Here is a 22,816-nt window from a genome sequence, read left to right as displayed (position 1 = left end):
TTCTTCAATTCTTTTGCGCGAATGCGGTATTGGAACTTACATGCAGGGGCAAACCGGCACCGCAGAGGCGGCAGCGTTCGCATAATTCCGCTCACTTCCGGAAAAAATCGCACTAACAGGCTTGTGTTTCCACGACAGGAGGGACCTCCAGGTGTATCGCAAAAATAAGAGGCCGACAAAAACAATGGCTTCGCAGTTGAAGCGACGCCCGCAGCAGACGCCCGACCTGTCCACCCCGCTCTACCCCCGTCTTGAGGAAAACCTGACGGCCATCAAGCAGACGTTGGGTAACCCGCAAGATCTGATCGTCCGGACATTTTCGATCGACAATACCTCGCTGACGTGCGCCGTGGTTTGCTTCGACGGACTGGTGGACTCTGATCTCATCAATGACAAAGTCGTCAAGCACATCCAGCTGACACTGCCGGCATCGGGCAAGAAGCTCCCTCCGCCGGGCGAAGAGATGCTGACGTTCCTGTTGAGAGAAGTGCTGTCTACCATCGAGGTCAAACTGGAATCAACATTTGAAGCCATGTATGACCGGGTACTCGCAGGAGATACCGCCCTGTTTGTTGACGGCACAGCCCAAACCATCGTGATCGACAGCCGAGGCTGGCAGACCCGCACTATCGACGAGCCGGTGTCGGAAGGGCTGGTGCGGGGCCCACGGGAAGGGTTTACCGAGAACATCCGGGACAATACGATGCTCGTCCGGCGGCGGGTCAGGGACGTCCAGCTCCGCTTTGATACCATGAACGTGGGACGGCGCAGCAAGACCGATTTGATCATCGCCTACATGCAGGACATCGCCAATCCCGCGCTCGTGCAAGAGGTGAAACGGCGGCTGGCCACCATCGACGTTGATGAGGTGGAAGAATCTGGATTTATTGAACAGTGGATCGAAGACGACTTTCTTTCGCCGTTCCCGCAATGCCAGGTGACCGAGCGGCCGGACAAGGTGGCTTCCGCGCTGTTTCAAGGCAGGGTGGCCATCTTGCTGGACGGTACCCCGATGGGCCTGATCGTGCCGGTTACCTTCAGCATGCTGCTTCATTCGCCGGAAGACTTTTACGAGCGCTGGATTGTCGGAACGCTGGCCCGACTGCTTCGCTACGTCGCCGCGTTTCTGGCGGTCTTTTCTCCAGCGTTGTACGTCGCGCTCGTCACCTATCATCCCGGACTGATCCCATCCGACCTGGCCTTCTCTATCGCAGCGACGAGAGAAGGCGTTCCGTTTCCGGCGTTTGTCGAAGCGCTGCTGATGGTGGCGACGATGGAGCTGCTTCAGGAGGCGGGGCTGCGCCTGCCGAAACCAATCGGTCAGACGGTGGGGATCGTCGGCGGTTTGGTGATCGGCGAATCGGCCGTATCAGCCGGACTCGTCAGCCCGGTCATGGTCATCGTCGTCGCCCTGACGGCGATCGCCTCGTTTGCCATCCCGGCGTACAACCTGGCGCTGACGTTTCGCATGATCCGCTTTGTTGTGATGTTTGCCGCCGCTATCTTCGGCCTGTACGGAGTCGTGCTCATGTTTGTCGCCATCTTTATTCACCTGGCCAATCTGACGAGCCTGGGTGTGCCGTACCTGACGCCGTTTGCGCCGCAACTGCTGAACGACTGGAAGGATCTGTTGCTGCGTGCTCCCGTGACGTTTATGCGAAAACGGCCGGAGACCGGGCAGCCAAAAGACCACATTCGCATGAAGACAGGGGATGCGCCATGAACAACGTTCCCTATGCGGATCAAAAAATCCGCACCAGAGAGATGGTGATCATCATCGCCAATGCCGTGATCGGTGTAGGCATCCTCACTTTTCCCCGTTCGATTGCGAAGGAGACCGATGCGTTTGACGGATGGATTTCTGTCCTCATCGGCGGCGCTGCCGTCTGTCTCATCGGCTGGCTGTTGGGCAAGCTGGCCAGCCGCTTTCCCACCCGTACCTATTTCGATTACGTGGCGCTGATCGTCGGCCGGCCGTTCGCGTATCTGCTCACTCTGCTCTTTGGTGTGTACAGCATATTGATGGTCTCCTTTGAAGTCCGGGCTGTCGGCAATATCGCCAAGCAGTACCTGTTCACGAACACGCCGGTGGAGATGATCACGCTGGCCTTTTTGCTGATCGTCCAGTATGCCGTGGCAGGATCGCGCATGGCGCTGCTGCGTCTCAATCTCATCTTTCTGCCGATCGTGCTGCTGGTCATTCTCATGGTCCAGATGTACACGCTGCGCTTTTTGGAATGGGAAAACGTCCGGCCGTTCTTCTCTACCGACTGGACGACCCTGCTCAAAGGTGCGAAAGGAGTGACCCTGTCCATGTCCGGCCCGGAAATCGTGCTTTTTTACACGCTCCTGATGAAACGTCCGCAGGATGCCCCCAAGTCAGTCATCCTGGGACTGGCGATTCCTGTCCTGCTGTACATGACCATTTACATGGTGATCATCGGTGTCTTTTCAGCGGCGGTGGCCAGAAATCTGACCTTTCCCACCATCGAGCTGGCAAAAGGTGTCGAGGTGCCCGGCGGGTTTATCGAGCGGGTCGAATCCCTCTTTTTCACCATCTGGATCATGACCATCTTTAACACCTGCACCATCTGGTTTGATCTGACCATAACTGCGCTGCGGTCCGTATTTACCCGGCTTTCGAAATTTGCGTGGATTCTCATCCTCTCGCCGATTATCTACCTGATTGCGATGCAGCCGCAAAACCAGGTCGAGTTTCTTACCTTTGGCGACAGGCTCAGCTACATCGGTGTGGTGATCGCCTATGCCATTCCGCTCCTGCTGCTGACGATCGCCAAACTGCGGGGGGTGAAGGAGAGTGATTGACCGCCGATTCGTTCGCACTGCCTTGATCGGTCTGTGCGCATTCCTGACAGCCGGGTGTTGGGATCAGCTGCCCATCGAAGAGCGCGGTTTTGTCATCGGCGTGGCGATTGACTTCCCCCGCTCCTCAGCCGCAGAAGAAGCAGCAGAAAAGGAAGCGCCAGACAGGCCGGAGGGACGATGGCGGTTTTTGGTCACCCACCAGTTTGTGGTGCCGGGCGGACTGGTTTCCGGTTCACAGCAACGAGGCGTCCAGGGCAGTGGCAACGAGGCATTTTTGAACATCGCATCAGAAGGGGATTCCCTGCTGGAGATTTCCAGTGAGCTGGCGACGCGGAGCAGCCGGATTCCGTTTTACCAGCACCTGAAAGTGCTGATCATCTCCGAAGAGGTGGCCAAGGCCAATCACGCCTTTGCCGACGCGCTCGACTTTTTCCTGCGCGATCCGGAACTGCGCCGCAGCAGCAAGGTGATGATCGCCAAAGGGGACGCCCGCCCCGTCCTGGAAATCTCCCCTATAAACGAAAAACTGCCGGCCATGTACATCAACGCCGTGGCCGAAAACATCCAAAAAAACGCGCGGATATTGCCGGAAATATGGTTGGGTGAATGCCACGAAAATCTGATGAACGAGCACAGCTTTGTGCTTCCCCGCATTACCTCAAACGAAAAGGAAGTGAAAGTGGCCGGCGCGGCCGTGTTTAATGGAAAATCAAACCGCATGGTCGGTTTTTTGGGCGAAGAAGAAACGGAAGGCTTGAACTTCCTCACCGACCGCGTTAAGGGGGGCATGCTGAAGGCAGTGCTCGATCGCGAACTGGTGACATTTAACATTGAGTCGGCCAGCCGGAAAATCAAGGCGGATACCCGGCACAAGGAGCGGATGCGATTCGCCTACACCATCACGTGTGAAGGCGTGATCGACGAGACGTTCAAGCCAATGAATTACCTGAGCAAAGATGCGTTAAAAACGCTGCAGGATCACCTGGCCAAAGAGATCGAGCGAATGGCCCGCGACACGATCAGAAAGGTGCACAAGCAGATGAAAACAGATGTGCTCGGGTTGGGCACTTACTTGAAACAGGAGCATCCCCACCTCTGGAAGCAGCTCAAACACGACTGGGAGTACGGCAGAAATTACTTCGCATCGAGCGAAATCGACGTCAAGGCAACCGTGTACATCCGCAATGTGGGCGAGATCAATACAACGGAAACCCGCAGCAGGAACGAAGTACGTTAAGGCGGTGTAGCCATGTTGAACAAGCTATTCGGCATTCTTCCCCCGTTTATGACATGTGCCGGGGCGGTGCTGTCTGTGCTGATTCCGTGGAGCCTCCACATCATGTTCCGCAAGCTGCGCGAGCACGGCGATCCGCCATGGAAATGCGACAAGCGGGAATGAGCGCAAAAACATTCGCATGAAGACAGGGGATTCGCCATGAACAACGTTTCCTATGCGGATAAAAAAATCAGTACCCGAGAGATGATCTTCATCATCGCCAATTACGTGATCGCCGTAGGCATCCTCACCTTTCCCCGTTCGATTGCGGAGGAAACCAATTCGTTTGACGGGTGGATTTCCATCCTCATCGCCGGCACTGTCGTCTGTTTTATCAGCTGGCTGTTGGGCAAGCTGGCCAGCCGCTTTCCCACCCGTCCCTTTTTCGCTATTGTGGCGGTGATCGCAGGCCGGCCGTTCGCGTATCTGCTCACTTTGCTCTTTAGTGTGCACAGCATATGGATGGCCTCCTTTGAAATCCGGGCAGTCGGCATTATCGCCAAGCAGTACCTGTTCACGAACACGCCGGTGGAGATGATCACGCTGGCCTTTTTGCTGATCGTCCAGTACGTTGCGGCTGGATCGCGCCTGGCGCTGCTGCGTCTCAATCTCATCTTTCTGCCGATCGTGCTGCTGGTCATTCTCATGGTCCAGATGTACACGCTGCGCTTTTTGGAATGGGAAAACGTCCGGCCGTTCTTCTCTACTGACTGGATGTCCCTGCTCAGCGGTGTGAAAAGATTGGGCCTTTCCATGACCGGTGGGGAATTGGTGCTGTTTTACACGATTCTGATGAAACGTCCGCAGGATGCCCCCAAATCAGTCACGCTGGGAATGGCGATTCCCATCCTGCTGTACATGACCATCTACATGATAGTCATCGGCGTCTTTTCATCGGAGGTGGTCAGAAATCTGACCTTTCCCACCATCGAGCTGGCAAAAGGTGTGGAGGTGCCCGGCGGATTTATCGAGCGGGTCGAATCCGTCTTTTTCACCATCTGGATCATGACCATCTTTAACACCTGCAGCATCTCGTTTGATCTGGCCATAACCACGCTGCAGTCCGTGTTTACCCGGATTTCAAGATTTACGTGGATTCTCATCCTCTCGCCGATTATCTACCTGATTGCGATGATGCCGCAAAACCAGACCGAGTTTTTTACCTTTGGCGACCGGCTCGGCTATTTCGGAGTGGTGATCGCCTATGTCATCCCGCTCGTGCTGCTGGCGATCGCCAAACTGCGGGGAGTGAAGGATGGCAGCTGACCGCTGATTTGTGCGCATTGAAGCGCCAGACAGGCCGGTGGGATGGTGGCTGGACTAAAAAAGGCAGCGGGCTGCTGCCTAGCCCGCCGCCTGCCCGGTGCGGACCGGGAGCGCTTAGGCGCGCTCGGCGGTCCGCAGCAGCCGCATGCCGTTGGCGATCACGATCAGGGAGCTTCCCGTATCGGCCAGCACAGCCATCCACAGCGTGGACCAGCCAAACGCGATCATCAGCAGAAAGACCGCCTTCACCAGCAGCGAAAACGCGATGTTCTGCTTGATAATGCGCAGCGTCCGCCGGCTGAGATTGACGGCGTAGGGAAGTTTGGACAGATCGTCGGCCATCAGGGTGATGTCGGCCGTTTCCAGCGCCGTATCCGATCCGGCACCGCCCATGGCGATGCCCACGGTCGCCGCAGCAAGCGCCGGCGCGTCATTGACGCCATCCCCCACCATGGCCACGCTGGCGCCAGCAGACTGCCACTCCCGGATGAGGGTCAGCTTGTCTTCCGGGAGCAGTTCGGCATGGCAGTCGATGCCTCCCAGTTCGCTGGAGACAGCGCGAGCCGCGCCCCGGTGATCTCCGGTCAGCATGACCATCCGCTCTATCCCCAGGGAGCGCAGTTCCCGAATCGCTGTCCTGCTGGACGGACGGACCGCGTCGGCCAGCGTGATCAGCGCCACCACCTGCTGTTCCGTGCCCAGCACCATCAAGGTGTGGCCGGACTCTCGAAGCTGCTCGATCCGCTGCTCGACCCGCTCCAGCGAGAGCCCCGCGTCGCCGGAGATCCACCGGGGGTTTCCGATCATGTACGTGATGCCGTTCACCCGGGCTTTCACCCCGCCGCCGGGGACGGAGACAAACTGATCGTTGTCAGGGATGGCCACGCCCTCCTGCTTCGCCTTGCGGACGATGGCTGCCGCCAAGGGGTGTTCCGATCGGGCTTCCACGGCAGCGGCGATGGCGAGAACCTCCACCTCCGTCAGAGCAGACACAGGGATGATCCCGGTTACTTCGGGAAGCCCCTGGGTGAGCGTCCCCGTCTTGTCAAAGGCCATCACCGAAACGGCACCGAGCCGTTCCAGATGGATGCCCCCTTTGATCAAAATCCCGCTGCGTGCGGCATTGCCGATGGCGGAGACGATAGAGACAGGGGTGGAAATGACCAGCGCGCAGGGGCACGAAACGACTAGCATCATCAGCGCTCGGTAAAACCAGTCCGCAAACGGCTGCTGGAACAGAAGCGGCGGAACGGCCGCAATCGCGACAGCCACGGCGATCACCGCCGGCGTGTAGTAGGCGGCAAAGGCGTCGACAAAGCGCTGCGACGGCGCCTTCTGCGCCTGTGCTTCTTCCACGAGATGAACGATCCGGGACAAGGTGTTGTCTTCGGCCCGTCTGGTCACCCTGACCGTCAACGCTCCCTGCTGGTTGATCGTGCCGGCGAACACCTCGTCTCCGGCTCCCTTCTCCACCGGTACGGACTCGCCGGTAATGGGCGCCTGGTTGACGGTCGACCGCCCGTCGGTCACGATGCCGTCCATCGCGATCTTTTCCCCCGGTTTGACCAGAATCGTGTCGCCGACGCGAATCTGTTCCACCGGAAGCGTCAACTCCCGACCGTCGCGCAGGACGAGAGCTTCAGCCGGCGCCAGTTCCATCAGGCTGCGCAGCGATCGTCTCGTCCGGTCCATGGTATAGGCCTCCAGCGTTTCCCCCAGCGAAAACAGGCAGACCACCGCCGCTCCTTCCGCCCACTCGCCGATCGCCACCGCCCCGATGACAGCGATCGTCATCAGAAAGTCGATGCCGACCGTTCGCGACTTGAGACCGTACAGGCCGCTTTTGGCGATGCGAACGCCGCCGGCCAGGATGGACAGCGCGTAGAGCAGCGTGATGAGCGGCTCCGGTGCCGCCGGCGCGAACCCCAGGCCCCAGGCGGCGAGAAACAAAAGGGAGGCAGTCACGGTCGACCAGGCTTTTTTGTTTTGCCGCCAAAAGCCCCGCTCTTCCTCCCGCCTGTTCGCTTCCTGCTCCCGGACGGCTTCGTAGCCCGCCTGGCGCACAGTGTCGATCACGCGGTCAACTGCCGTTCCGTCATGCTCGACGGTCATGATCGCCGCGCCGAAATTGACCTGGACGCGATGCACGGCGGGCAGGGCTCCCACCTTTTTCTCCAGCTTTTGCGCACAATCGGCGCAGTCCATCCCGCGGATGCGGAAGCGAGCCGTGACCGTCCCCCGCTGCTGCGGGGCGACGTCGTAGCCCAGTTTCCGGATGGTGTCGACAATCTGCTCATAGGTCGTCCGATGCGGATCGTAGCTGACGCTTGCCTTGGCGGCGGCAGCGTTCACTTCTGCCCGCGCCATCCCGGGCAGCCGGGCCAGGCTTTTCTCCAGACGTGCCGCACAGTCGGCACAGTGCAGACCGATCAGGGACAATGTTTCACTGCAGGTCTCAACGGCAGTACCGTTGCCGCAGCATCCTGTTTCCGCGTGGGAGGCCGCTTTGCAGCACTCATCCGTATTGGCCATTCGTTCCACCCCGCTCAAACACATGATTAATTGTTCATGTATTTTATCCTCACAATCATCTTATTTTTTCCGGCTGCAAAACGTCAACACAATTTTTCCCGGGCGGACAGCCGTGCATGCAGGCCGCAGCGCAGACAAAAAAACCCGCCTGCCAAGCAAGCGGGTCTCGGACGATCAGCCGTGTTTCATGTGCTGAAGCGTCTGCACGAATATCTGTTCAATATGATCGTCGTCCAGGGAGTAAAAGACGGTTTTTCCCGCCTTTCGCCGTTTGACGATGCGCAGATTTCGCAGATAACGGAGCTGGTGCGACACCGCTGACTGCCCCATGTCCAGGGCCGTGGAGATGTCGTGGACGCACAGCTCCCTGTGCAATAAAGCGTAAATGATCTTGACCCGGGTAGGATCGCTCAGCGCGCGAAACAGATCGGCGAGCGCCCCGGCCGTGTCGTTATCAATCATGGCTTCCTTTATTTCAGCGGCTGTCGGTTCCGTTCCTTGACACGTATCGTCACAGGAATCCTGCATCTCGTTTGATATCATCCAGTCACCACCCCAAAAGAGAACCGTTACGATTTCCATTATAACAGACAAATGAGTCAAAGTCGTGCCGAATGCCTGCCGCTCCAGCGTCGGAGTGTTGCACAAAGGACGAAATGTTGCACTAGAGAAACTTTTTGTTCCTAAGAGAAAAATTTTGTACTATACTAACAGTAAGAACCTGATCTACTTTTGTCACATATTTTTTTGTAAGCAAAAATTTGCCCTTGGCAAACATTTTGTCCCATGCGAAAACCACAGGGGGTGGCATCACATGGCTTCGCCCACAATTCCGCTTTCCGAGGCAAAAACCGGAATGCGGCTTGTTTTATCGGGAATCAACGTGCAGGGGGTCCTGCGGCGAAGACTGCTCGACCTGGGATTCGTCCCGGGAAACGTCATCGAGGTCCTGCAGAAAAGTCCGCTCGGCGATCCGGTCGCATTTCGTGTGAACAATACGACGATTGCCCTGCGCCGGGAAGAAAGCTCGCAGATATTCGGAAACATCCTGGGAGGTGAATGATTTTGGCTGCGTACACAATCGCTCTGGCCGGCAATCCCAATACCGGAAAGAGCACGCTGTTCAACACGCTGACCGGCCTCCGCCAGCACACCGGAAACTGGGCGGGAAAAACGGTGCAGTCAGCCGTCGGTGAGTTTGTCCACGAAGACGTCACCTACCGGGTGATCGACCTGCCGGGCACCTACTCACTGTATTCCAATTCCGCCGATGAGGAAGTGGCGCGCGATTACATCATTTTTGAACAGCCCGACGTAACTGTCGTCGTCGTGGACGCCACATCGCTGGAGCGCAACCTGAATCTGGCGCTGCAGGTGATGGAGATGACCAACCGCGTCGTCCTCTGCGTCAACCTGATCGACGAAGCGAAGCGGTTGGGCATTCACGTCGACGTAACCAAAATCAGACAAAAGCTGGGCGTGCCGACGGTTGCCATCTCAGCCCGCAATCGGACGGGAATCGACGCGCTCCTGGCCGAGGTGGAAAAAGTGGCGTCCGGCAAAATCATCCCGCAGCCCGTGACGATTTCCTACAGTGCGGACATCGAGCAGAAAATCAGGGAGCTGGAGCCGCATGTCACGCACCTGTTGGGCACGCGTTTTTCGCCCAGATGGATTGCGCTCCGCCTGCTTGACGGCGACGAGAAGCTGCTCGCCTCCCTCAAGGCACGCCTCGACACCGTCGGAGCGACCGGGATGAAGGAGGTCGTGCCCCATGAGCAGATTTCTTGCCACTGAGAGGCCGGATTCGCTCGACTCGCTGTTTGCCCTGGCCCAGTGCATGGCCGGCGGAGACGCGATCCGCGACGGCATCGTCCGCGACATTTACCAGACATCCCGGAACATCTGCCGGGAGGCCGTCCGCTACGAAGACCCCAAAAAGCTGGAAAGCACGTATCGGCTGGATAAAATCGTCACCTCGCCGATCTGGGGCTTCCCGATCATGCTGGCGATTCTCGGCGTCGTGTTCTGGATCACCATCGCCGGCGCCAACGTCCCGTCCGGGATGCTGGCCGACATGTTCGGATGGATCGAAGGGCACCTGACGGCCGCGTTTCAGGCTGTTCACGCCCCTGACTGGCTGCACGGCCTGCTCGTGCTCGGGCTGTTCCGCGGGACAGCCTGGGTCGTCAGCGTCATGCTGCCGCCAATGGCGATCTTCTTCCCGATCTTTGCGCTGCTGGAAAACTTCGGCTATCTGCCGCGGGTCGCATTCAACATGGACCGGTTGTTTAAAAAGGCGGGCGGGCACGGCAAGCAGGCGCTGACCATGTCGATGGGCTTCGGCTGCAACGCGGCGGCGATCATCTCCACCCGGATCATTGAATCGCCGCGGGAGCGGATGATTGCGATCCTGACCAACAACTTTGTCCCCTGCAACGGGCGCTGGCCGACGCTGATCCTGCTCGCCTCACTGTTCGTGGCCGCCGGTGTCGCCAGCCAGTACCACACGCTGGTCACGGCGCTGATCGTCATGGGCATGGTGCTGATCGGCATCGTCGTCACCCTGACCGTCTCCTGGATTTTGTCCAAAACGGCGCTGCGCGGCGTCCCCACCCACTACACGCTGGAGCTGCCGCCGTATCGGAAACCGCAGATGCTCAAAACCGTGCTGCTGGCGTCCAAGGACAAATCCCTGAGCGTGTTGACCCGGGCGGTCCTCGTCGCCGCTCCGGCCGGCGTGATTACCTGGATACTGGGCAACGTGACCGTGGGCGGCGACAGCATTTTGAATCACCTGGCTTCTTTTTTCCATCCATTCGCCCACGCGCTCGGACTTGACGGGTACATCCTCATGGCCTTTCTGCTCGGGCTGCCGGCCAATGAGATCGTCCTGCCGATCCTTCTGATGGGATATCTGTCCTCCGGGGCAATGGTGGACATTGACGGCCTGGACAACATCAAGGACATCTTTTTGGCACACGGCTGGACGTGGCTGACCGCGCTGAACATGATGCTGTTCTCGCTGCTGCACTATCCCTGCGGCACGACCCTGTTCAACATTTACAAAGAGACCAAAAGCGCCAAATGGACCGTGCTGTCCGCTCTGATCCCGCTGTCCATCGCGATTGCCGTGACGTTTGTCATCGCGCAGACAGCACGAGGATTGGGCTTGGTGGCGTAATAACAGCAAGACCGCCAGAGATCTCCTCCTGGCGGTCTGTTTTGCATCTGAAAAGCCGCTGTCCCTATTCCCATACCGGCGTAGGGCTTGTATGCCTCCCCTTGGGGCTTGGTTTTCTGCCAACAATGCTGAGCGGCACGTCCGTAAAAATAAAAATGGTCGGGAAGACAGGATTTGAACCTGCGACCTCTTGGTCCCGAACCAAGCGCTCTACCAAGCTGAGCCACTTCCCGACTGGAGGCGAGATAGGCTCTCGCCTCTGCATTATGGCGTGCCCTGAGAGATTCGAACTCCCGACCTTTTGATTCGTAGTCAAACGCTCTATCCAGCTGAGCTAAGGGCACGTATCTGTTTGTTGTTTCGCACCGTGGCGACAATTCAATACTATACAGGGGAGACAAGAAAAAATCAACCAGTATTTTTTTCCATTCACAAATTTTTTTCGCAAGCTCCCGGAAAAGGCAGGCGCACAGCGGACAAACACAGCCAGCGTGCCCGAAAAAGACAGGCGGATCTGCCGGCGGGAAGTCAGCGGGCGTAAACCGGGCGCATGGCCGTATCGCCGCCCTCGTCCGACATGACGGCCATCGCGCCTTTTTCCGATCAAACAAAGCGGGAAACTACTGCTTCAGTCGCTCGGCGGTCGCTTTCGCAAAAACAGAAAGCTCACTAACCCGACAGCAGCAGTCCATCGGCTGCCCGCCTATTTTTTCAGCCTGGGCAGATAGGTAAGCGTCAGCGCTCCTGCCAGCACCAGCCCCTTGACGATGTCCTGGGCGTAATACGGCACGTTCATCATCGTCAGCCCGTTCATCAGCACACCCATCAGGATGGCGCCGCAAAAGGTGCCGAACGCGTTGGGCTTGCCCTGCCCGAAGATGGAAAACCCGATAAACGCAGCAGCCACGGCGTCCATCAACAGCGGCGATCCGGCCATCACCTGGCCGGTGCCGATCCGCGCCGTCAGCACGATCCCCCCGATGGAGGCGAACAGCGCCGACAGCATGTAGGCCAGCGTGCGGTACTTGTTGACCGGTACGCCGGAGAGGCGGGCCGCTTCCAGATTGCCGCCGGTGACGTACAGCATCCGTCCGAAACGGGTGTAGTTGAGAAACACGTGCACGCCGACGACGGCCAGCGCCATCAGGATGACCGGGACGGGAATGCCCCATATTTCCCCCTGGCCGATGAAGAGAAACGACGGAATGATGATGCCGGGAGCGGACGAGCCGTCGGCCATCGGCATGTTGTTGTAGATGGAAAAGCCCTGCGTGTAGCTGAGGTGAATGCCCTGAAAGACGTACAGCGACACGAGCGTCGCCAGGATGTCGGGAATCCGCACCTTGACCACCAACAGCGCGTTGATCAGCCCGATCACCAGACCGGCCAGGAGCGGAACAACCACCGCCACCAGCAGTTCCTGCCGGTACCACACCATGAGCGAGGCGGAGAGCACCGTCGCCACGCTGACCGTCGAACCGACGGACAGGTCAAAGCCGCCCACGATCAGGGAAAAGGTAACCCCGATTGCCACCAGCGTCACGATGGAAATGGAGCGCAGGATGTCCACCAGATTGGCGTAGCTGAGAAAGTTTTCGTTGACGATGCTGAAAAACACGATCACGGCCAGAATGGCCAGGAGCGCACCGTACCGCTGCGCCAGCGACCCCCGCGTCTGTTTTGTTTTTTCACCCTGCAGCACTGCTTCCATGATGATTCCCTCCACTCATGTAATACATCACCGTCTCGGCCGTGATCCGTCCTGTCGTCCATTCGCTCCGGCTCCACTCGGCGGCGGTCCGTCCGTTTTCCAGCACGATCAGCCGATCGGCCAGCGCCAGCGCTTCGTCAATTTCGCTGGAAAAGTACAAGACGCCTCTGCCCTCGTCCGCGAGTTCCTTAATCAAGCGGAAAATCTCCTGCTTGGCGCCGATGTCCACGCCCTTGGTCGGCTCGTCGAAGAGGAACACGCTGGCCGTGGTCAACAGCCACTTGCCGATCGCCACTTTCTGCTGATTGCCGCCGGACAGGCTGCCCGTCGGCTGATCCAGCCCGGCCGTCTTGATGCCCAGCCGCTCCACGAGGGATTGGGCCGCCTCGCGCTCCGCCTTGTCCGAGAGAAAGCCTCCGCGCGTAAACGCCTTCAGGTGGGCCAGTGTCAGGTTGTGCTTCACCGGCTCCTCCACCAGGATGCCCTGCAGCCGCCGCTCTTCGGGAATCAGCGCGATGCCGTTTTGAATCGCCTCACCAGGATGGCGGAGGCGCAGAGTCTTCCCTCTCAGCCGGATCTCGCCGCCGTCCAGCCGGTCGGCGCCGAACAGGGCACGGGACACCTCCGTCTTGCCGGCGCCCACCAGTCCCACCACCGCGACGATCTCCCCCTGCCGCAGCTGAACGTCAAACCGCTTCACCTTGTGGCCGATCCGCAGCTCTCTCGCTTCCAGCAACACCTCGCCTGCCCGTCTGCATCTCTCGTCTGCCTGATTGGCTTCGCGGCGGCCCAGCATCGCCGCCACCGCCTCTTCCGGACTGGTCTGTTCCGTCCGCTTTTCCCACACCCGGCTGCCGTCCCGCAGCACAGTGATGCGATCAGCGATGGCAAACACCTCCGGCAGCCGGTGGGAGATGTAGACAATCCCCAGCCCTGCCGCCTTCAAGCTGGCAATCAGCTCAAACAGCGCCGCCGCTTCCGTCAGGCTGAGCGGCGCGGTCGGCTCGTCAAAGATGACGAAGCGGACATCCTGGGCCACAGCCCGGGCCAGCAGCACCAACTGTTTCTCCGCCAGCGTCAGCTCCTCCGCCTTTGCCTTCAGCGGCAGGGAAAAACCGCACCGGCTGAGTATCTGTTGGGCCCGCTCCACCGTACGCTTCGGCGAATGCCACCAGGCGCCGGCGGAGACAGTATGGTCCAGAAGTATGTTTTCCGCGACGCTCAGGGAGGGAATCAGCCCCGTGTCCACTTCCTGCTGCACGAGGTGGATACCGGCCCGCTTGGCATCCCGCGGTCCGCTGACGGCCAGCTCACGGCCGTCGATCAGAATGCTGCCGGCCGTCGCCTGCTCTGCGCCGGAGAGAATTTTCATCAGCGTGCTTTTGCCCGCTCCATTGGCTCCGAGGATGGCGTGCACCTCCCCGCCGCGTACGGTGAAATCCACCCCGCGCAGGGCGTACACCCCGCCGTACTGCTTGACGATCCCCTTCATTTCCAAAACAGAGGCCGTCATCTCGCATCCCTCCCTGATCTGTCCGTTTCGGTCACTTGTGCTTTGCCTCCAGCGCAGCCATCCACGGCGAGATGGCGGCGTCGCTTCGACCCCATCCGCTCACGTATTGCGTCAGGTCGGACATGTTGACCGGTTGGTCCGGCAGTTTGTCCTGGCTGACCAGATGCGGATCGAGCGAGAAGTACTTGGGCGTGTGTTCGCCGGCGATCTTTTGGTAGAGGAAGCGGCTCTGCACCCGTCCGATGTCCGCCGGATCAGTCGCCGCCGACGCTTTCCACGGGCTGTTCGGCTCCTGGATGAGCTGCAAGTCCTCGTCGGACAGGTCGATGCCGAACACCTTGATCTCCGTCCGTCCCGCCGCCTTGATCGCCCGTGTGGCCCCTTTGGCAAATTCGTCCCACGGCGCCCATACGGCTGCAATGTCGCCTTTGTTGGGGAACTTTTTCAGGATTGCATCCATCTGCGCCTGGGTGTCCAGCGCCGTATTCGGCGTGGCCGAACCGAAGCGGGCGATCTCCTTGATGTTGGGGTAGCGCTTGAGAAAAATCTCGTAGACGCGGTTGCGCTTTTCCATCGGCGCAAAACCGCCCACCCAGATGTAGACGATGTTGCCTTTCCCGTCGATGGATTGGGCCAGATTTTTCAGCCCCTGCCAGGCCAGGCTGTAGTCGTCCTGGTCAATTACAGTGACGCCTTCCACCTGGTCCAGGTCGTTGTCAAACGCGACGACGGGAATCCCCGCCTTGACCGCCCGCTCCACCCCCGGCTGCAGCGCTTCCGCACGGCCGTGGTTGATCAGGATGCCGTCCACTTTTTGGTTGATCGCGGTGTCCAGGTGGGCCGCCATTTTGCCCAAATCGCCGTCCGCGTTGTAGACGACCAGCTCGCCGCCGAATTTGCTCACCTGCTCTTTGACTCCTTGCAGGTACTGGGCAGAAAACGTCCCGATGGAAAACTCGCTGACCAGAGCGATTTTCAACGGTTTGTCCACTGCCGCCGGAATAGCTGCCTGAGTTGCCGCCGCCGGTGATGCGCCTGGCTGCTGCGGCGCGTCCGCCGGCTGTGACGACGATGGCGCGGCAGATTGTGCAGACGGCGCCGGCGGCTGTTCATTGGTGCAGGCCGTCAGCAAAAGAGCCGCGACGAGACTGACAGTCATCCATTTGTTGATCGTTTTCATTTGGTACATCCCCCTCATGAGTGCGTAAAAAATAATGACATGGACGGAAAAACCGAAAAAACAAACGCCTCTTTTCCTTGAGAAAAGAGGCGCGGTTTGCTCGCTCACCTCTCATCTCTCAGGAAAATTCCTGCAGGAGTTAGCACCGTGCCGCAAGAGCAGCATGCTCTTGGCAGTCGGTTGCCGGGCGTCATCGGGCCAGTCCCTCAGCCTGCTCTGGATAAGAAGGCATGTGTAATTCCAAGTTTTCCACTATGCTTTTTAATATTGATGACATCATACATCGAAGCGGGATGTGCCGTCAATCCCGTTTTTCGATCGCTTCTCCAAAAAATTCACAACTGTCAGCATCTTCCGCTGACAGTTTTCAATCGACGAACAGCGAAGGTTGGGCAGGCGTAAAACGCCAAGGAAAACGGCTCTGCTGCAATCAACGCGAGCAGAGCTGTTTTCGTTACTGTTGTTTCCCCTCCGTGTTGATTTGGAAGGTCACGCCAAACTTGTCCGTTACAATCCCATAGGCCGGGCTAAAGAACGTCTCTTGCAGCGGCATGTTCACCTGACCGTCCTGCTTCAAGGCTTCATAGATTCGTGTCGCTTTTTCCTTGTCGTCCGTCGAGATACAGATGGTGATTTGACTGCCGCTCTGATGGGGTTGGCCCGGAGACGTATCGGAAAACATGAGGTCCGACTCGCCGACCCTTATCATGGCATGCGACACGCGGTCCTTTGCCTCTTCCGGCAGGGGAAATTCCGGGTTTTCCGGCATCTCGCCAAACGTTTGGTAAAACAGGATTTTGGCATCCAGTGCTTGTTCGTAAAAGTGAATGGCTTCCTTGGCATTTCCGTCCATGATCAGATAGGGGATCAAGCGCAGTGTCATCAGGAATCAGCTCCTTGGATTTTCATTCTGCCCGCCGCAAAAATCCGTACGGGCCACAGATTGACACGTATTAAAGCAAGCCATACTCTCTATTATTTCCGATTCTCTGATTTGAAAACGAATCCAGTGTCAATGATCGTGTTGTTCACAGGAAGGAAAATGAAGCATGGCTTGAAACAAGCGAGATTTTGCTAGATCCCCCACTCTTTTTTCAGCAAATAAATCAGTTCTGCTTCCCGCTCGTCGTTCTTCTTCTGCAAAAATTCCTTTGTCCATTGATAAAAACCGTGTCCGTTTTTCTGGCCGTATTTGCCTTCGTCCACCAAACGGCGCATCATACCGAGAGAGGCCGAGTCGGTGCTGAGGTCGGGAAACAAATTATTCCAAAAACAGTTTGCCGGCGAACGATTCACGGTAAATGGTTTCGATGTCCGCAGCCGTCAGCCAGCGTGGATTATTGTTCAGCAGTCTGTCGATTTTGCTTGCTTCTGCTGCCAAGGCCGGAATGTCTTCTTCTGTCACGCCAACATCTCTGATGCTGGCGGGAATGCCCACGTCGCAAGACAGTTTGGCGATGGCGTGGACCGCCTGAAATGCTGCATCGCGAAGCGACAGCCCGTCTACGTTTTCTCCCATCGCCCTGGCCACTTCCGCAAATTTGGGAATATTCGAAACTACATTGTACTTCATGACGTAGGGGAGCAGCAAGGAGTTTGCCACCCCGTGGGGCACCTTGAATTTGCCTCCCAGCGGATAGGCCAGCGCATGGACGGCTCCTACCCCGGCATTGCCCAGCGAAATGCCGGCGAGCAGACTTCCCATCGCCATGTCTTCGCGCGCTTTGAGGTCATGTCCCTGATACACGGCTTGGCGAAGGGAACGGGAAACCAGTTTGATCGCGTGCAGGGCAATCGCGTCCGTCAGTTCATTTGCCCGAATCGCCGTATAGGACTCCACCGCATGAACAAACGCGTCCATCCCCGTCGCGGCCGTGACGGATGGAGGCACCGTCACCGTTAGTTCCGGATCGACGATGGCCACATCCGGGAGCAGGTACGGTGAGACAATTCCCTTTTTCACCTGGTCGCGCGTGTCCGTAAAAATGGCGTTGCAGGTAACTTCCGACCCGGTTCCGGAAGTGGTCGGCACGAGGATGAAGGGCACGCCCTTGTTCGCCACCTTGTCAATGCCCACCAGGTCGCGCACATCGCCCGTGTTGGTCATCATAATGGACAAGGCCTTGGTCACATCCAGCACGCTACCGCCTCCGATCCCGACAAACACGTCATAGCCCCGACCCCTGACCTGGGAGGCAAGCTGCTCCAGATTTTCAAACGGAGGCTCCTGCATGATTTCATCAATCACGTGAACGGGCAGGCCTGCTTGCGTCAGCGGGGTTACGGCCTTGTCGACCAGACCTGTTTGCTTCAATACCTTGTCGGTCAAGACCAAAACTTTTGTTGCCCCCAGCTTCTTTGCCTTCTCCCCAATGTGTGCAATCGAGCCGATTCCCGTCACGAGTTCGTTCGGTGTTCGAAACACGCTAATGCTCATCGTCCATTCCTCTCCTATCCCGCACATATTTTCCGTCTACAGCAGCTTCACACCGATAAATTTCACTTCGGTCATATCCTCAACGGCGTATTTCACGCCTTCTTTACCGATCCCGCTCCGTTTTACGCCACCGTATGGATAGTTGTCCTGGCGAACGGTTGACACTTCGTTAATCCACACCCCGCCGGTTTCCAGCTCGTCGGCCAGGCGAAAGGCACGATTGATATCCGACGTGAAAACGCCTGCCTGCAGGCCGTAGTCGGAAGCGTTCGCGAGTGATACCGCTTCTTCTTCCGTGTCAAACGGGATGACGACAACGACAGGGCCAAATACTTCCTGACATACGACTTTCATGTCCGGCTTGACATCCACCAGAACGGTGGGATGGTAAATGGATCCTTCCCGCTTGCCGCCGGTGAGCACTTTCGCACCGTTTTCGACCGCTTCCTGCACCCATTGTTCCACGCGTACGGCCGCCTCTTCCGTAATCAGCGGACCTACATCTGTTGTTTCCTCGGCCGGATTCCCTACGCGCAGGCTCGCCACCCGCGGCACAAGCCGATCGAGAAACGTCTGGTACAGCGTCCTTTGCACATAGATGCGCTGCACTGAGATGCACGCTTGGCCGGCATAGGCAAACCCGCCCGTCACGATGCTGGAAATCGCTGCGTCCAGGTTGGCGTCCTCGAAGACCAGATTGGGCGAATTCGAGCCCAGCTCCAGGGTTACTTTTTTGTTGCCCGCCAGTTGTTTGATTTTATAGCCGACCGGCCCGCTTCCCGTGAAGGTCACCTTCTTTACCAGCGGGTGGGTGACAAGCGGTTCCCCCAGATCGGGACCGGTGCCCATCACGACATGCAACGCCCCTTTCGGCAGCCCTGCCTGTAGCAGCAGCCTGGCGAGTTTCAGCGCGGACAGCGGCGTTTTTTCGGCCGGCTTTATGACCACGGTGCAGCCTGCTGCGATGGCCGGGGCCACCTTGTGCAAAACGAGATTCAGCGGGAAATTGAACGGCGTTATGGCGGCGACCACCCCAACCGGATAGCGGCGGGCAAATCCGATTCGGTTTTCTCCGCCGACCGCACTGTCCATTTTGATGAGTTCGCCGTCGTTGGCCTTGGCCACGTCGGCAGCGAAGCGCAGTACCTGCACCGCACGTCCCACCTCTCCCCGCGCATCGCGGATCGGCTTGCCCGCTTCACGAGACAGGAGGTGAGCAAAATCCTCCCGCTGCGCCTCGAGGGCATCGGCAGCTTTCCGCAAAATCTCGGACCGCTGGTGCGCGGGCATATTTTTCATGGTTTGCTGAAAGACCCGGTGGGCGGTTTGGATGGCCTGTTCCAGATCTTCTCTCGTCGCAAAGTCCACAACTCCTATCAGTTCGCCATTGTACGGACTGCGAACCTCGTGCCGAATCCGGCCGCCCCCGGTAACCTCGTTGCCGTCGATGAGAGAGCCGACGTGCATGACGGTGATCTCGCTTTGATTCATCTCCACCACTCCTCCTGCGGGTCGTTACACCTTTTGATCCAATGCTGATTCTTTCTTGAATCGCCCCTATGAATACGTATTCATAAACATCGAAAAAGAGGTGTCCCGGCCATGGCTACTTGCGGCGGGCAGTCGTCTTGCGAACAATCAGCTCGGGCTGCAGCACAATCTGTCGCAGCTGTTTCGGGCGCTCCCCTTGCTGAATCATCTCGATCAGGTTTTCGGCTGCGATCTCCCCCATCTTGAATTTGTGATGACCGATACTTGTCAATTGGATGGCGCGATGGGAGGAAATCTTGATGTCATCAATCCCGACCAGACTTACGTCATCCGGGATGGACAGCCCCATCGACATGATCGTATCCATGCAGGCCAACGCCATGGTATCGGTCGCACAGATGATCGCCGTGGGCGGTTCGTCCAGGTTCATCAACCTCCAGGTGATTTTTTCCACCTCGGCTGACGTCGTGTTCGTAACAAACACCAGCTGCGGATCGATCTCGATGCCGGCCTCTTCCATCGCTTTTTTGAACCCTGTTTCCCGTTCAAGAAAGGTAGAGATCGTGGGTTCGCCCGTAATGTAGGCAATCCTTTCATGTCCCAGGTCCAACAGATGCTTGGTAATCATTTCGCCTGCCCGCGTGTTGTCCAGAACGACGTAGTTCCCACCGTTTCTCGGGCGGCGGTTGAAAAACATGTACGGGATGCCGGACTGCTCGATCTCGTGAAACAGGGGATCGTCCAGCAGGATGGATGACATCAGGATGCCGTCCACCTTGTTTCCCATCACGGTGTTCACAATGTCTTTCAGCTTTGCCTCTCCCTCAAAGTACACCATGGTTTTGTAGCCGTGTTTGGTCGCCAGGTTGATAATGGAGTCGGTGGTTTCCACGAAAAAGCCGTTTTTGAGCGTACCGGAAATCAAGGCGATGGTTTTCGTGCTGTTCGTCACCAGGCTCCTGGCGATGAGATTGGGCTGATAGCGCAGGGTTTCCATCGCCTGCAGCACCTTTTTTCTCGTCTCGGGCTTCACGCTTTTCGCGTTGTTCAGTACGCGGGAAACGGTGGCTTGGGACACCCCCGCCAATTTTGCAACATCTTTGGAAGAGATCATGGAACGTTACCTCGAATGTATACGTATTCATTGGTAGAGAATAGTATACCGCCTGTTTGGTAATCTGTCCATATTCAAACGTCGTTGGAGATATAGTACGCGGACGCTGCCAACTTCTTGGCTGGTCGTCAAGAGAGCGAGCGGGCCCTATCACCACCCATGCCCCACGGACTTTGTCTACAAGCAAAGGGGACTGTCTGCACAGTCCCCTCTTTGACTACAGTCCAACAGGTTATTCATCTAATGTAAAAAGTCCGTGGACGGGCGGAGGAGGATTCCTTTTCCCTACGCCTCTGTAACGGTACCCGTATGCACCGGCGTTGATTGTTTTTGTGTTTGCCGGCTGTGCACGAGCATGATGTTCAGCACGACAGCCGTGATCGAACCGGTGACAATGCCGTTTTGCAGAATCATTTTCGCCATCGTCGGCAGTTGATCAAACATCTGCGGGACGGCAGCGGACCCAAGCCCGACGGCAATGCTGCAGGCGGCAATCAGCAGGTTCTCGTTTTGGCGCAGATCGACTTGCGACAAGATATTGATCCCGGATGCCACCACCATGCCGAACATGGCGATCATCGCGCCGCCCAGCACCGGATTGGGGATGACGGTGGTCAGCGCGGCCAGTTTCGGGAGCAGGCCGAGGACCACGAGAATGCCGCCGGCGGCTACCATTACGTCACGGGTCTTGATTTGCGTCAGGGACACCAAGCCGACGTTCTGAGAAAAGGCGGTGTATGGGAAGGCGTTGAAAATCCCGCCCAGCATGATCGCAATCCCTTCGCCGCGCAATCCTTTGACGACGTCCTGGCTGCTGACGTCCTGTTCCGTCACTCTGCCGAGGGCAAAATAGACGCCGGTCGATTCCACCATGCTGATGATGTTCACGAGGATCATGGTGAGGATCGCAACGATGTGAAACTCCGGCACGCCGAAATAGAACGGCTGGACAATGTTGACCCAGGATGCCTCAGTTACGGCGTCAAAATTGACCATGCCCATCACGTACGCCGCTGCCGTTCCGGCCACCAGGCCGAGCAGCACCGAGATGGCGCGAATAAAGCCGGTAAACAGACGATTGATAAGCAAAATGATGACCAGTGTGCCAAATGCCAGCAGCAGGTTGCGCGGTTGGCCAAAATCCGGGCTGCCTGCACCGCCGGCGGCGTTGTTCATGGCGACAGGAATCAGCGACAGACCGATAATCGTCACCACGGAGCCCTGCACCACCTTCGGGAAAAAGCGCAGCAGCTTGCCAAAGAGCGGTGCGGCCAACACGACAAACAGACCGGAGACGATGATCGCTCCGTAGGCGGTGGCCAGGTTGCTGCCGGAGGCGATGGCGATAATCGGCCCCACTGCGGTGAACGTACAGCCGAGCACGACCGGCAGTCTGATCCCGGTGTAGCGTGTGCCGATCACTTGCAGCAGAGTGGCCAGTCCGCAGGTGAACAAGTCGGCTGCGATCAGGTAGGCAATCTGAGTGGGAGTCAGTTTCAGCGCGCCGCCAATAATCAGCGGGACGATGACTGCCCCCGCGTACATGGCCAATACGTGCTGCATGCCCAGCGTCAGCAGTTTTTGTTTGGACAGCATGAGTGTTCTCCTCTCTTGTGAATGGGATTCCCCGCGTACCCGACTAGACGCGAGCAGACACAGGCTCGATAAACTGGATGTCACCCGGCTGCATCGATTGGATGCGGGCCAGCGACTCGACGCGAACGCCCATCTGCTCCAACAGACCGCGCCCTTCCTGGAAGCTTTTTTCGATCACCGCGCCGACGCCGACGAGGTGCGCCCCCGCTTCCTTTACGATCGTAGCCAAACCTACCAGCGCCGCTCCGGTGGCGAGAAAATCGTCGACGATCAAGACCCGGTCATGAGACGACAGGTACTGTTTGGCGATGCTGATTTGGTACGTCTCCTGGCGGGTGAAGGATTGGACCGGCACCGAATACACCTCGTCGCTCAAGGTGACGGCTTTTTTCTTTTTCGCATAGACAAACGGCACGCCCAGCGCGTATGCCGTGGCCATCGCAAAGTGAATGCCGCTCGCTTCCACCGTCAGCACCCTGCTGACCCGCTCATCGCGGAAGAGCTCGGCAAAGGCTTGGCCGATCTTCATCGTCAACTGCGGGTCCACCTGATGATTCAAAAACGCATCCACCTTCAGCACCGTCTCGGACAACACCTTGCCGTCCCGGACGATTCGCTCCTTTAATTCTTTCACGTTGTTTTCCTCCTCCTATCGGCTGCACTGCCACAAAAACAAGAAAACCCAGAGCG

20 protein-coding genes, 2 tRNA genes and 1 riboswitch are annotated in these 22,816 nt (G+C 57.9%); of the genes, 8 read left to right on the top strand and 14 right to left on the bottom strand.

Annotated features, from left to right (window positions below; all coding sequences use genetic code 11):
• Positions 1-184: 184 nt before the first annotated feature.
• Genes ETC00_RS10515 through ETC00_RS10495 form a run of 5 tightly spaced genes read left to right on the top strand, consistent with a single transcriptional unit; the run spans position 185 to position 5,368 of the window.
• Positions 185-1,723, top strand: coding sequence for a spore germination protein (locus ETC00_RS10515; protein ID WP_171566046.1), 1,539 nt, complete (start codon positions 185-187; stop codon positions 1,721-1,723).
• Positions 1,720-2,826: a GerAB/ArcD/ProY family transporter gene (locus tag ETC00_RS10510; RefSeq protein ID WP_171565969.1), complete on the top strand. Its 1,107-nt coding sequence runs from the start codon at positions 1,720-1,722 to the stop codon at positions 2,824-2,826. The genes ETC00_RS10515 and ETC00_RS10510 overlap by 4 nt, the downstream gene beginning before the upstream one ends.
• Complete coding sequence (locus ETC00_RS10505) at positions 2,819-4,063, top strand: Ger(x)C family spore germination protein (RefSeq protein ID WP_371808898.1); 1,245 nt, start codon at positions 2,819-2,821, stop codon at positions 4,061-4,063. Before ETC00_RS10510 ends, ETC00_RS10505 begins: the two co-directional genes overlap by 8 nt.
• Positions 4,064-4,075: 12 nt before the next feature.
• Entirely contained in the window at positions 4,076-4,225 is a 150-nt protein-coding gene (locus ETC00_RS10500; protein ID WP_171565968.1) for a hypothetical protein, read from the top strand.
• A 36-nt stretch (positions 4,226-4,261) separates the two neighbouring features.
• Positions 4,262-5,368: a GerAB/ArcD/ProY family transporter gene (locus ETC00_RS10495; protein WP_171565967.1), complete on the top strand. Its 1,107-nt coding sequence runs from the start codon at positions 4,262-4,264 to the stop codon at positions 5,366-5,368.
• Between the two features lie 114 nt (positions 5,369-5,482).
• Here the strand turns inward: ETC00_RS10495 and ETC00_RS10490 are convergent, their stop codons facing one another.
• Complete coding sequence (locus tag ETC00_RS10490) at positions 5,483-7,900, bottom strand: heavy metal translocating P-type ATPase (protein ID WP_171565966.1); 2,418 nt, start codon at positions 7,898-7,900, stop codon at positions 5,483-5,485.
• Positions 7,901-8,074: 174 nt separating this feature from the next.
• Positions 8,075-8,443, bottom strand: a complete 369-nt coding sequence (locus tag ETC00_RS10485) for an ArsR/SmtB family transcription factor (RefSeq protein WP_171565964.1) — start codon at positions 8,441-8,443, stop codon at positions 8,075-8,077.
• Between the two features lie 271 nt (positions 8,444-8,714).
• On the opposite strand from ETC00_RS10485, the gene ETC00_RS10480 reads away from it, so the two are divergent.
• Genes ETC00_RS10480 through ETC00_RS10470 form a run of 3 tightly spaced genes read left to right on the top strand, consistent with a single transcriptional unit; the run spans position 8,715 to position 11,084 of the window.
• The gene (locus ETC00_RS10480; RefSeq protein ID WP_171565963.1) at positions 8,715-8,963 is read left to right on the top strand and encodes a FeoA family protein; all 249 of its coding nucleotides are present in this window, start codon (positions 8,715-8,717) and stop codon (positions 8,961-8,963) included.
• Between the two features lie 2 nt (positions 8,964-8,965).
• Entirely contained in the window at positions 8,966-9,697 is a 732-nt protein-coding gene (locus tag ETC00_RS10475; protein WP_171565962.1) for a FeoB small GTPase domain-containing protein, read from the top strand.
• Positions 9,675-11,084: a ferrous iron transporter B gene (locus ETC00_RS10470; RefSeq protein WP_171565961.1), complete on the top strand. Its 1,410-nt coding sequence runs from the start codon at positions 9,675-9,677 to the stop codon at positions 11,082-11,084. Before ETC00_RS10475 ends, ETC00_RS10470 begins: the two co-directional genes overlap by 23 nt.
• 156 nt (positions 11,085-11,240) lie before the next feature.
• Here ETC00_RS10470 and ETC00_RS10465 read toward each other — a convergent pair.
• The 12 genes from ETC00_RS10465 to ETC00_RS10415 all read right to left on the bottom strand — a co-directional run bounded on the left by ETC00_RS10465 (position 11,241) and on the right by ETC00_RS10415 (position 22,760).
• Positions 11,241-11,317: transfer RNA gene (locus tag ETC00_RS10465), tRNA-Pro, on the bottom strand.
• A gap of 34 nt (positions 11,318-11,351) precedes the next feature.
• Positions 11,352-11,428: transfer RNA gene (locus ETC00_RS10460), tRNA-Arg, on the bottom strand.
• A gap of 359 nt (positions 11,429-11,787) precedes the next feature.
• Entirely contained in the window at positions 11,788-12,795 is a 1,008-nt protein-coding gene (locus tag ETC00_RS10455) for an ABC transporter permease (RefSeq protein ID WP_171565960.1), read from the bottom strand.
• Positions 12,773-14,308, bottom strand: coding sequence for a sugar ABC transporter ATP-binding protein (locus tag ETC00_RS10450; RefSeq protein WP_171565958.1), 1,536 nt, complete (start codon positions 14,306-14,308; stop codon positions 12,773-12,775). The genes ETC00_RS10455 and ETC00_RS10450 overlap by 23 nt, the downstream gene beginning before the upstream one ends.
• 31 nt (positions 14,309-14,339) lie before the next feature.
• The gene (locus ETC00_RS10445; RefSeq protein ID WP_371808897.1) at positions 14,340-15,488 is read right to left on the bottom strand and encodes a sugar ABC transporter substrate-binding protein; all 1,149 of its coding nucleotides are present in this window, start codon (positions 15,486-15,488) and stop codon (positions 14,340-14,342) included.
• Positions 15,489-15,596: 108 nt separating this feature from the next.
• Positions 15,597-15,715: riboswitch (SAM riboswitch) on the bottom strand.
• A 227-nt stretch (positions 15,716-15,942) separates the two neighbouring features.
• A complete protein-coding gene (locus tag ETC00_RS10440) occupies positions 15,943-16,371 on the bottom strand; it encodes a VOC family protein (protein ID WP_171565955.1) in 429 nt (142 codons plus the stop codon).
• 191 nt (positions 16,372-16,562) lie between these two features.
• Complete coding sequence (locus ETC00_RS20855; protein WP_256379883.1) at positions 16,563-16,694, bottom strand: hypothetical protein; 132 nt, start codon at positions 16,692-16,694, stop codon at positions 16,563-16,565.
• Positions 16,695-16,749: 55 nt separating this feature from the next.
• Positions 16,750-17,925 carry an iron-containing alcohol dehydrogenase gene (locus ETC00_RS10435; RefSeq protein ID WP_171565953.1) on the bottom strand — a complete coding sequence of 392 codons (1,176 nt, stop codon included), beginning with the start codon at positions 17,923-17,925 and terminating at the stop codon, positions 16,750-16,752.
• A gap of 36 nt (positions 17,926-17,961) precedes the next feature.
• On the bottom strand, positions 17,962-19,416 hold the full coding sequence (locus ETC00_RS10430) for an aldehyde dehydrogenase family protein (RefSeq protein WP_171565951.1): 1,455 nt from the start codon (positions 19,414-19,416) through the stop codon (positions 17,962-17,964).
• Between the two features lie 115 nt (positions 19,417-19,531).
• Complete coding sequence (locus ETC00_RS10425) at positions 19,532-20,530, bottom strand: LacI family DNA-binding transcriptional regulator (protein WP_171565949.1); 999 nt, start codon at positions 20,528-20,530, stop codon at positions 19,532-19,534.
• Positions 20,531-20,815: 285 nt separating this feature from the next.
• Positions 20,816-22,126 carry a nucleobase:cation symporter-2 family protein gene (locus ETC00_RS10420; protein WP_171565947.1) on the bottom strand — a complete coding sequence of 437 codons (1,311 nt, stop codon included), beginning with the start codon at positions 22,124-22,126 and terminating at the stop codon, positions 20,816-20,818.
• A gap of 43 nt (positions 22,127-22,169) precedes the next feature.
• Positions 22,170-22,760: a xanthine phosphoribosyltransferase gene (locus tag ETC00_RS10415; protein ID WP_171565946.1), complete on the bottom strand. Its 591-nt coding sequence runs from the start codon at positions 22,758-22,760 to the stop codon at positions 22,170-22,172.
• Positions 22,761-22,816: the final 56 nt, after the last annotated feature.

Origin of the sequence: Brevibacillus sp. MCWH, from assembly GCF_013096935.1 — a bacterium.
In the GTDB taxonomy this organism is placed as follows: domain Bacteria; phylum Bacillota; class Bacilli; order Brevibacillales; family Brevibacillaceae; genus Brevibacillus; species Brevibacillus aydinogluensis.
This window is presented reverse-complemented; position numbering and strand designations above follow the sequence as displayed.

What these genes read in the sequence shown, in the direction of transcription:
- ETC00_RS10515 (WP_171566046.1), top strand. Translation starts at nt 185, where the DNA reads ATGGCTTCGCAGTTGAAGCGACGCCCGCAGCAGACGCCCGACCTGTCC.
- ETC00_RS10510 (WP_171565969.1), top strand. Translation starts at nt 1,720, where the DNA reads ATGAACAACGTTCCCTATGCGGATCAAAAAATCCGCACCAGAGAGATG.
- ETC00_RS10500 (WP_171565968.1), top strand. Translation starts at nt 4,076, where the DNA reads ATGTTGAACAAGCTATTCGGCATTCTTCCCCCGTTTATGACATGTGCC.
- ETC00_RS10495 (WP_171565967.1), top strand. Translation starts at nt 4,262, where the DNA reads ATGAACAACGTTTCCTATGCGGATAAAAAAATCAGTACCCGAGAGATG.
- ETC00_RS10490 (WP_171565966.1), bottom strand. Translation starts at nt 7,900, where the DNA reads ATGGCCAATACGGATGAGTGCTGCAAAGCGGCCTCCCACGCGGAAACA.
- ETC00_RS10485 (WP_171565964.1), bottom strand. Translation starts at nt 8,443, where the DNA reads ATGATATCAAACGAGATGCAGGATTCCTGTGACGATACGTGTCAAGGA.
- ETC00_RS10480 (WP_171565963.1), top strand. Translation starts at nt 8,715, where the DNA reads ATGGCTTCGCCCACAATTCCGCTTTCCGAGGCAAAAACCGGAATGCGG.
- ETC00_RS10470 (WP_171565961.1), top strand. Translation starts at nt 9,675, where the DNA reads ATGAGCAGATTTCTTGCCACTGAGAGGCCGGATTCGCTCGACTCGCTG.
- ETC00_RS10455 (WP_171565960.1), bottom strand. Translation starts at nt 12,795, where the DNA reads ATGGAAGCAGTGCTGCAGGGTGAAAAAACAAAACAGACGCGGGGGTCG.
- ETC00_RS10450 (WP_171565958.1), bottom strand. Translation starts at nt 14,308, where the DNA reads ATGACGGCCTCTGTTTTGGAAATGAAGGGGATCGTCAAGCAGTACGGC.
- ETC00_RS10445 (WP_371808897.1), bottom strand. Translation starts at nt 15,488, where the DNA reads ATGAAAACGATCAACAAATGGATGACTGTCAGTCTCGTCGCGGCTCTT.
- ETC00_RS10440 (WP_171565955.1), bottom strand. Translation starts at nt 16,371, where the DNA reads ATGACACTGCGCTTGATCCCCTATCTGATCATGGACGGAAATGCCAAG.
- ETC00_RS10435 (WP_171565953.1), bottom strand. Translation starts at nt 17,925, where the DNA reads ATGAGCATTAGCGTGTTTCGAACACCGAACGAACTCGTGACGGGAATC.
- ETC00_RS10430 (WP_171565951.1), bottom strand. Translation starts at nt 19,416, where the DNA reads ATGAATCAAAGCGAGATCACCGTCATGCACGTCGGCTCTCTCATCGAC.
- ETC00_RS10425 (WP_171565949.1), bottom strand. Translation starts at nt 20,530, where the DNA reads ATGATCTCTTCCAAAGATGTTGCAAAATTGGCGGGGGTGTCCCAAGCC.
- ETC00_RS10420 (WP_171565947.1), bottom strand. Translation starts at nt 22,126, where the DNA reads ATGCTGTCCAAACAAAAACTGCTGACGCTGGGCATGCAGCACGTATTG.